Below are 8,498 nucleotides of genomic sequence, written 5' to 3'. Positions count from 1 at the left end.
TGAGCACACATCACGCAGAGAGGCGCCGTGTGAGATGACGGACGAGGATTACCAATACCGTTACCAGATGGTGTACGGCCAGGGGCGTCAGCGGGTCATGGCGGACGATCCGGCCGAGCTGCTGAGCCACCTCATCCCCGGATACCTGGACTTCCCGCCGGAGCTGCGGCCGGCGCTGCGGGTCAGCCACGCGGAGGAGGCGCTGCACCGGCTGCAACAGCGGATCAACGTCGCGTACGGGCTGGACGACGTGGACTCCGACGAGTGGCGGCTGCTGACCACGGAGCACGGCGGCCAGGTCGTGATCGACGCCTGGTCGGCGTCGGTGCCGCTGGTGCTGGTGGACGCGCATTACGCGCCCTACACCGAGCAGCCGCGCCCGGAGGAGCGGGGTGGCCGGATCGTGTGGCTGGACACCACGGACGACGAGACGTACCTGAACAGCGTCGCGCTGGCCGGTGAGGTCTTCCTCGCCGTGCGCGCGGACGACGAGCCGGAACCGGGGGAGACGCCGGAGCCCGCGTCGGCCGCGCCGGTCACACCCGCGCAGGCCGCACCGGTCGCGCCCGCGTCGCCGGCCACGCCGCAGTGGTCCATGCCGTTCTCCACGGCCTCGTCCGGGCCCGCGGAGGATGTCCCCTAAGTTAGTCGCCGAGGCCCCGGCCGCGTCGACGCGGCCGGACCCCGGATGGTATGACTGACCGGGCGAAACCCGGTTCGGGCGCCCGCCGGCCCGCTGACCCGAGCCGGGTGCGGCTGCCCGTGGTGAATTACGGAGGTGTCAGCCGGCGTGAGCAGTAAGAAGATCGTCGTTTCGCAGTCGGGTAGCGGTTACCGCTCGATCCGGCAGGCGATCGAGGACTCCGTGCCCGGCACGCTGATCGTCGTGCGCCCCGGTCACTACTCGGAGAACCTCCTGCTCGACCGGGTGGTCACGATCGCGGCCGAGGACGGTCCCGGCTCGGTGAAGGTGACCGCGACCAGCGGCCCGGCGGTCGTGCTGACCGCGGAGTCCGCCGCGCTGAGCGGCCTGACCATCGAGGCGGCGGACCCGCAGAGTCCCGCGGTCGTGTTCGAGCAGGGCCAGCTGGCGATGACCGAGTGTGACGTCTCGTCCGGCGCCTGGGCCACCATCTTCGTGCTCGGCCGGGCGGCGCTGCAGATGCGCAGCAGCCGGATCAGCAATTCGGTCGGCGCCGGCGTGGTGGTCACCGCGTCCACCGGCAGCGTGCTCGACGACTGCCGGCTCGATCAGCTCGGCACGTCCGGCATCGTGGTCGGCGAGAGCGGCGTGCTGCGGTTGCGCGCCAGCACCGTCGACCAGGCACAGGGCAACGGCGTCTGCCTGAACGGGCAGGGCACCATCGACATCGAGGACTGCGAGATCATCGGCGCGGTGAAGCCGGCGCTCGCGGTGGAGCAGCAGGCCGGCGCCGCGGTGCGCCGGCTGTCCATCCGGGACGGCCGCGGCATCGGCGCCTACCTCGCCACCACCGGCAGCGTGTCGATGGAGGACAGCCGGATCACCGGCTCCGGCCACGACGGCGTCTTCATCGGCAACCGCTGCGCCCCCCGGCTGAACCGGCTCACGGTCAGTCGGTCCGGCCGGCACGGCATGCGGTTCATCGGCCACTCCGCCGGCATGCTGGAGCGCTGCACCGTGCAGGGTTCCGGCTCGGCCGCGGTCAGCCTGGACGAGCGTTCCAACCCCGAGTTCACCCGCCTGGAGATAGAGGGCGGCACCGACGGTGTGAAGCTGGAGGGCGGCGCCGACCCGTACTTCCGCCAGGTGCAGATCGTCGACATCAGCGGCATCGGGATCGAGTCGGTCGGCGAGGCCCGCGGCTCTTTCGAGAACGTGACGATCGACCGCTGCGGCGGCGCCGGCGTCTCGGCCGACGGTGGCGCGCGCACCTCGATCAGCGGCCTCAGCCTGCGCGGTAGCGGCGGTTCCGGCCTCAAGGTCGGCGCCGCGGCGCTGACCTGCGAGGAAGGCGACTTCGCCGGTACGATCGGCCACGGCATCGAGGCCGGCGACGGCGCGGAGCTGTCGTTGTCCCGCTGCCGGGTGCGCGACGGCAAGGCGTCCGGCGCGCTGCTGACCGGCACCGCCAGCGGCACGATCAGCGCCTGCGAGTTCACCGCGAACGCGGGCGACGGCGTCTCGGTGGAGAGCCGCGAGACGGTCCGGCTGCTCGACGTGACCGTGCGGGACAACGGAAAGGCGGGCCTGCGTCAGGCGATCGCCGGCACCGTGATCATCGAGGGCCTGACCAGCAACCGCAACGGCGAGCCGGACGTGCAGGGCGTCGAGGCCGTGGCCGGCGAGGGCGGCGGCACCGGCACGGCCGAGGAGGAGCGGACCCCGGCGGCCCGCGCCGGCGACCCGCTGCAGGAGCTGATCGGCCTGGTCGGCCTGGCCGGCGTGAAGGCCGAGGTCACCTCGCTGGTCAACCTGAACAAGATGTCCCAGCGCCGCAAGGAGGCCGGGCTCTCCGCGCCGCCGATGGCCCGGCACCTGGTCTTCGCGGGCGCGCCCGGTACCGGTAAGACCACGGTCGCCCGGCTCTACGGCACGATCCTGGCCGAGCTGCGCGTGCTCCGCTCCGGTCACCTGATCGAGGTGGCCCGCGCCGACCTGGTGGCGTCGATCATCGGTGGCACCGCGATCAAGACCACCGAGGCGTTCAACCGGGCGCTCGGCGGCGTGCTCTTCATCGACGAGGCGTACACGTTGAGCAGCTCCGGTCGCGGCTCCGGGCCGGACTTCGGCCGTGAGGCGATCGACACGCTGGTCAAGCTGATGGAGGACCACCGCGACGACGTGGTGGTGATCGCGGCCGGTTACACCAAGGACATGAAGCAGTTCATGGAGACGAACCCGGGCCTCGAGTCCCGGTTCAGCCGCACCATCGAGTTCGAGAGCTACACCTCGCCCGAGCTGGTGACGATCGTCGAGACGCAGGCCTCCCGCCACGATTACGCGCTGGAGCCGGAGCTGGTCAACGCGCTGATCGAGTACTTCGACGGCATACCCCGGGACGGCACGTTCGGCAACGGCCGTACCGCCCGGAAGGTCTTCGAGCGGCTGGCCGACCGGCAGGCGACCCGGCTGTCCACGATGAACGGTCACCTGAGCGACGAGGATCTGCGGCTGCTCACGGTCGCCGATCTGTCGGAGCGCTGAAAGCGCAGGTCGGGCGAGAGTCATGGGGGCCGGGGACAGGGCCGCGGACGGGTCTGGCACGGTAGGCGCTGTGGACGTACGGGAACAGCCGCCGATCGACGGAGACGCATGGCTGGAATCGTTGCACACCGAGCACGGCCCGGCGGTGCATCGATACCTCGTCAGTCTCACGCTGGGTGATCGCGCGACTGCGGAGGATCTGCTGCAGGAGACGATGCTGCGCGCCTGGCGGCACTACCCGGCGCTCTCCCGGGACCCGTCCGGCATCCGCTCCTGGCTCTTCACGGTGGCGCGCAACCTGGTGATCGACGCGGGCCGGGCCCGGAAGGTGCGCCCGGCCGAGGTGAGCCCGCCGGATCTGACCCAGGTGCCGGCCGCGGGCGACGCGATGGAGCGCGTGCTGACCGCCGGCCTGGTGCGGGAGGCGCTGCGCCGGCTCAGCCCGCAGCACCGCACGGTCCTGGTCGAGCTGTACTTCACCGAGAACCCGGCGGCCGACATCGCGAGCCGGCTGGGCGTCCCGGAGGGGACGGTGAAGTCCCGGGCGCACTATGCGCTGCGGGCGTTGCGTCAGGTCATGCACGACATGGAGTCGTAAGGGACCGCCGCCTGACCGTAGATGCCGTTTAGTGACATATCCACTCATTGACTTTCTGTTTCCCCACGTCAAGTATGTGGTGTTTCCGGCGTCAGGTGCAGAGTGGAACTGAGAGGTCCAAGAACGATGGGTCTCGTGCTGGTGGTGCCTGTTCCCGCAGGCCAGGGCCGTGTAGGTCACCGGCGATGACGCTCCCCGGCCAGATCGGCCACCCCGCCTACCCGGTCGCGCCGCGCCGCGGCGTCTCGAGCGCGCTGAACTGGGTGAGTGAACATCTGGCGGTGGTCGGCCCCGACCCGGGCGGCGCGATCACGGCGATGGCCGCGCTGCTCCCGGTCGAGCCCGGCATCGTCACGGTCGTCGGCCAGCTCGCCGGCCCGGCGGACTGGGCACTGATCACCGAGGTGCTCCCGATCGCGGTCCCGCCCGGCTCCGCCGCCCGCCTCGCCGTCTCCGGCGCCGGCATGGCCTCCGGCGCCGCGGCCCCGGCCGCCGCGCTCGCCACCCAGCTCCAGGCGGATGTCTACGCGCCCAACGGCCAGCTGCTGCTCGTGCCCGGCGGCGGCATGTTCGCGGTCGACGAGTGGCGCTGGTTCACGCCGGACGGCCAGGTCCGGCCGGGCGGGCGCCGGCACCCGCGGCCGGCCTGGGAGGCCGAGGCGGACATGCTGGTCCGGCACGCGGCGCCGGGCCTCCGCGCGTACGCCGTACCCGCCGGGATCTGGCTCTTCTCGGAGGCGCCCGGCATGCCCGACCCGGACCTGGACGACCTCGTCCTCGCCATCCCGATGGACGTCGAGCGCGTCACCGTCGTGCTCGGCCGCCCCGGCACGCCGCCGCCCGGCGTCGACGCCTGCCTGTCCGTGCTGGAGGCGCTCGACCCCTCGATGATCATCGCGCCTTACGGCGGAACAGCCGCTCAGGCGGTACGACTCGCCGAGATCATCGCGGAGCGCTGGGACCGCCCGGTCGAGGTCGCCACCGGACTGCCCACACTGGACGGCGAGAACCGCCTGGTCTCGGTCGCGGTCGACCAGGACGGCGGCAACTGGTGGACGCCCCCGGTGTCCCGGCTGCGGTGCACGCCCGGCGCGCCCCCGGCCCCGGTCGGCCGCCTCGCGTTCCTCGCCGACCTGCGGCCCGCCGGCCCGGACACCTACCGTCTCAACGAACGCTGGGTGATCGAGGCGACCCAGTTCGGCCTGTGGGTGCGGCCGCCGTTCGCCGGACAACACCTCGACGCGGTACGCCGCCGCGAATGGCAGCCGGAGCGGCTCACCATCGCGGTCGGGCTGCCCGGCCTGCCGCTGCCGGACGACGTGCTCCCGGTGCTGCACGCGCTGCTGAACCGGCTCACCGACGACGTCCGCGCCCGCGTCGGCTTCGTGCCCGAGGAGCTCAACCACCTGGTCGAGCCGGACTCCGAGGACCGGCCGGACGTGGTGCTCGCCGCGCAGCGGTCCACCGCACCGCGCTGGTGGCGCCGCGACGACCGGCTCTTCGCGGTGCTGCTCACCGTGGACGGGCCCAGCGGCATGGTCCGCACGGACGCGGGCGAGGTCGAGCCGGACCAGCTCGGCGAGATCATCGGGGCGTACCGGGACAACGACGCGCGGCCGGTCCTGCTGGTCGGCTCCGCGCCGGTCAAGCCGGACGTCGAGCAGCACCTCGCGGACCAGCTGCAGGCCGTCACGATCGCCCGCCGCGCGGACGGCTGGTGGGCCAGCACGCCGCGCCGCCTCAGCCTCGAACCCCGGCCCGCCGCGCGGCTGGACACCGGCTTCCCGTTCGCGGAGCACGACCTCGACGCCGCGCTCACGCCGCCGCGCCGGACGCCGCACCGCGCCCCGTCCCACCCCGCCGACGAGGAACCGCTGCTCTCGCTCGCGCCGTCGTCCCCGGCCGCGCCGGCCCGGCCGCCGGGCGCGCGCACGGTCGTGGTCGCGCGCGGCCCGGACTGGCGGCAGCCGTTCCGGCTCGGCGGCCGGCCCGCCACCGTGTGGGACCTGGCCACCACGATCGCGGAGCGCCGCCCCGGCTGGGTCGGCGAGCGCGAGGTGATCTGGCTGGAGGCCGGCGAGGTGGCGGAGCCGCTGCTGCGGTTGCTGGCCAACTACCTCGCGGCCCCGGTCGGCGCACGCGCGCGGCTGGTCCGGGACGCGCCGCAGTCCGCGCGCGCCTCCGGCTGGTTCGCGGTCCGCCCGCGGACCACCCCTCACGAAGAACCCGGCTGGTACGGCCACAGCGACGTGACCGAGCAGGAGAGAAACGACCATGGCGACGCCTGACCGCGACCTGGCCCCGGACAGCTCCCCGGCGCCGGAGGTTCCCCCGAAGGCACCCGGCCCGGCGGGCGGCTCCGCTCCGGCCGGGCCTCCCGGCCAGGCCACGCAGCCGGCGCAGACGCACGGCGCGACAGACCGGCCCGCACGCGGCGCCGGGGACACGCCCGCACGCGGTGCTACGGACAGGACCGCTCATGGCGCGGCGGATACGCCCGCACGCGGTGCTGCGGACCGGCCCGCGCAGCCGGGCGGAGCGTCCGACCGCCCGGCGCAGGGGAGTGGACCGGCGGACAGCGGCGGGCACCGCCGCGGGCCCGGCGCGAGTGGCGCGCAGCGGCTGCGGCCGTCGGAGAGCGGCGCCAACCCGACCAGCCGGCCGCCGGTGCAGCGTGCGGTGGCGCTCAGCGGGCTTCCGCCCTACGTCTCCGCTCCCGCGGACACCTCGGGCGCGCAGGTGGTCCCGCCGGCCCCGCCCCGCCAGATCCCGCCGCAGCGTCAGGGCCCGCAGGCCCCGCCGGTGCAGCGTCAGGCCCCGCAGGCCGTGCCGGGACAGCGTCAGATCCCGCAGGCAGTGCCGGCGCCGCGACAGGCACCGCAGGCCGCGCCCGCGGTCCCGCCCGCACCGCAGCCGGTCCCGCAGCAGAGCCCGTCGGCCGCGCCGGTCCCGCAGACCGACCCGGGGCAGCAGCAGGGCGCTCCGGTCCCGCCGGGGCAGCGGCCGGCCCCGTCCACGCAGCAGCAGAGCGCACCGGTCCCGCCAGCACCGGGCCAGAATGCGCCGGTTCCGCCCCGGACGGCCGCGCCGACGCCATCGCCTCCCGCTGACCGGTCGGGTGCCACCCGCGCGCTGCCGGCCGTTCCCGCCGCCGCAGCAGCCCTGCCGGCCGCGCCCGCACCTGCTCCGGTCTCGGGCGCCCCCGTCTCCGGTGCCCCGATCGCCCCGATCTCCGGTGCTCCCGTCTCCGGTGTCCCCGCGGAGTACGCGCCCGACGACAGCCCGACGTTCGGCAGTCCGACGTTCGCGTCCGGCACGTTCGGGGTGCGACCGTACGACGGGCCGTCCGAGTTCGACGAGGACTTCACCCAGAGCATCACGCCGGTGGCACAGCCGGGGACGGCACGCGCCTCCCGTACCGCGGAGAGATTTCGTCCTTGGCTTGTGCCGCTCGTGCTGGTGGGCGTGATCGCGATCGCGGCGGCCGTGCTGGGCAGCCGGCTGCCGACGGACGATTCCGATGCGGCGCCGCAGGCCACCATCGTGCCGGGGACCGGCACCGTGATCACGCTGGGACCGCCGTCCGACGCGCCGCCGCCGGTCTCCGTCTCGCCGTCGCCGCCGGCCTCTGCCACGCCCTCGTCCTCGTCCTCGGCCACGCCGTCGCGGTCCGCGAGCGCCTCGGTCACGGCCACGCCGACCGGGGCAACGGCGACGGTCCCGGCCGGGAAGGCGAACGCGGGCAACGCGAACCTGGCGCTCGGCCGGGCCGCGAGCGCGTCCAGTGTCGAGCGGGAGGTGTGGGCGGCGAGCGCGGCCGTGGACGGCGACATGGCCTCGCGGTGGAGCAGCGGATTCACCGACTCGGAGTGGCTGCAGGTGGACCTGGGGGACGTCTGGGCGGTCACCACCGTGGACATCTTCTGGGAGAACGCGCACGCCACCGCGTACCACGTGGACCTCTCCGCGGACGGCAGTGCGTGGAGGACCGTCTATACGAACAACGCCGCCACCGGCGGCGAGGCGGTCATCGCGGCGGGCGGCACGGCCGCGCGCTACGTCCGTGTCGTCGGCGTGAGCCGGTCCACCCAGTACGGTTACTCGATCCTGGAGCTGCGCGTCTTCTGATCCCGTGGGACCACCGCGTCCGAGTCCGTCCGTTCGATTCCGTCTTGGTCCGGATGGCGCTCCACGCTGCCCGAGTGGGTGGAAGGGGGATTACTTTCACCGGAACGTCGAACTGAAGCTCGGTAACGGCCGTTAAAACGGCGACCGACCGTTACGAGCAAAGGCAGACGCTATGGGCAGCAGGGCACTCCGTGGGGCGTCGAGATGACCGGTTACCGCTGTTCCGATGATGCCGCCCGCGCGCTTCTCGGGCTTCACGCGCTCGGCCGGCTGAGCGACGCGGAGGACCGGCAGATCCGCGCTCACCTGGCCGACTGCCTCTCCTGCGGTGCGGAGTTCGCCGAGCTGCGGGCCGTCACCGCCGCGCTCGACCTGCTCTCGCCCGCGGACATCGCGGAGCTTCTGGTCGCCGACCACGCCGATGCTCCGGCCGAGCACACCGCGAAGATCGAGCCGGCGGTACGCCTGGCGTGCCGTTTCGCGCTCAACCAGCGATATTCGCGCGGCACCTCGGGCCCGCCGGTGCGCCGTCCGGGCAAGCGCCCGGCGCCACAGCTGCCACGCGGCCGGCCCCGGGAGCGTTGA

The 8,498-nt window shown here is 73.8% G+C and carries 6 protein-coding genes; all 6 read left to right on the top strand.

Features of this window, described 5'->3' with window-relative positions; translation table 11 throughout:
* Positions 1 to 67: 67 nt before the first annotated feature.
* Positions 68 to 643: a hypothetical protein gene (locus OP04_RS19460; RefSeq protein WP_157240049.1), complete on the top strand. Its 576-nt coding sequence runs from the start codon at positions 68 to 70 to the stop codon at positions 641 to 643.
* Positions 644 to 790: 147 nt separating this feature from the next.
* The gene (locus tag OP04_RS19455; protein WP_051798309.1) at positions 791 to 3,187 is read left to right on the top strand and encodes a right-handed parallel beta-helix repeat-containing protein; all 2,397 of its coding nucleotides are present in this window, start codon (positions 791 to 793) and stop codon (positions 3,185 to 3,187) included.
* 70 nt (positions 3,188 to 3,257) lie between these two features.
* On the top strand, positions 3,258 to 3,785 hold the full coding sequence (locus OP04_RS19450; protein WP_232323643.1) for a sigma-70 family RNA polymerase sigma factor: 528 nt from the start codon (positions 3,258 to 3,260) through the stop codon (positions 3,783 to 3,785).
* Positions 3,786 to 3,970: 185 nt separating this feature from the next.
* A complete protein-coding gene (locus tag OP04_RS19445) occupies positions 3,971 to 6,073 on the top strand; it encodes a hypothetical protein (RefSeq protein WP_033341151.1) in 2,103 nt (700 codons plus the stop codon).
* Positions 6,060 to 7,913, top strand: coding sequence for a discoidin domain-containing protein (locus OP04_RS19440; protein ID WP_033341150.1), 1,854 nt, complete (start codon positions 6,060 to 6,062; stop codon positions 7,911 to 7,913). The genes OP04_RS19445 and OP04_RS19440 overlap by 14 nt, the downstream gene beginning before the upstream one ends.
* A 204-nt stretch (positions 7,914 to 8,117) precedes the next feature.
* Positions 8,118 to 8,498: a zf-HC2 domain-containing protein gene (locus OP04_RS19435; RefSeq protein WP_033341149.1), complete on the top strand. Its 381-nt coding sequence runs from the start codon at positions 8,118 to 8,120 to the stop codon at positions 8,496 to 8,498.

The sequence above is a fragment of the Catenuloplanes japonicus genome (assembly GCF_000717135.1).
Taxonomy (GTDB): Bacteria; Actinomycetota; Actinomycetes; order Mycobacteriales; family Micromonosporaceae; genus Catenuloplanes; species Catenuloplanes japonicus.
This window is presented reverse-complemented; position numbering and strand designations above follow the sequence as displayed.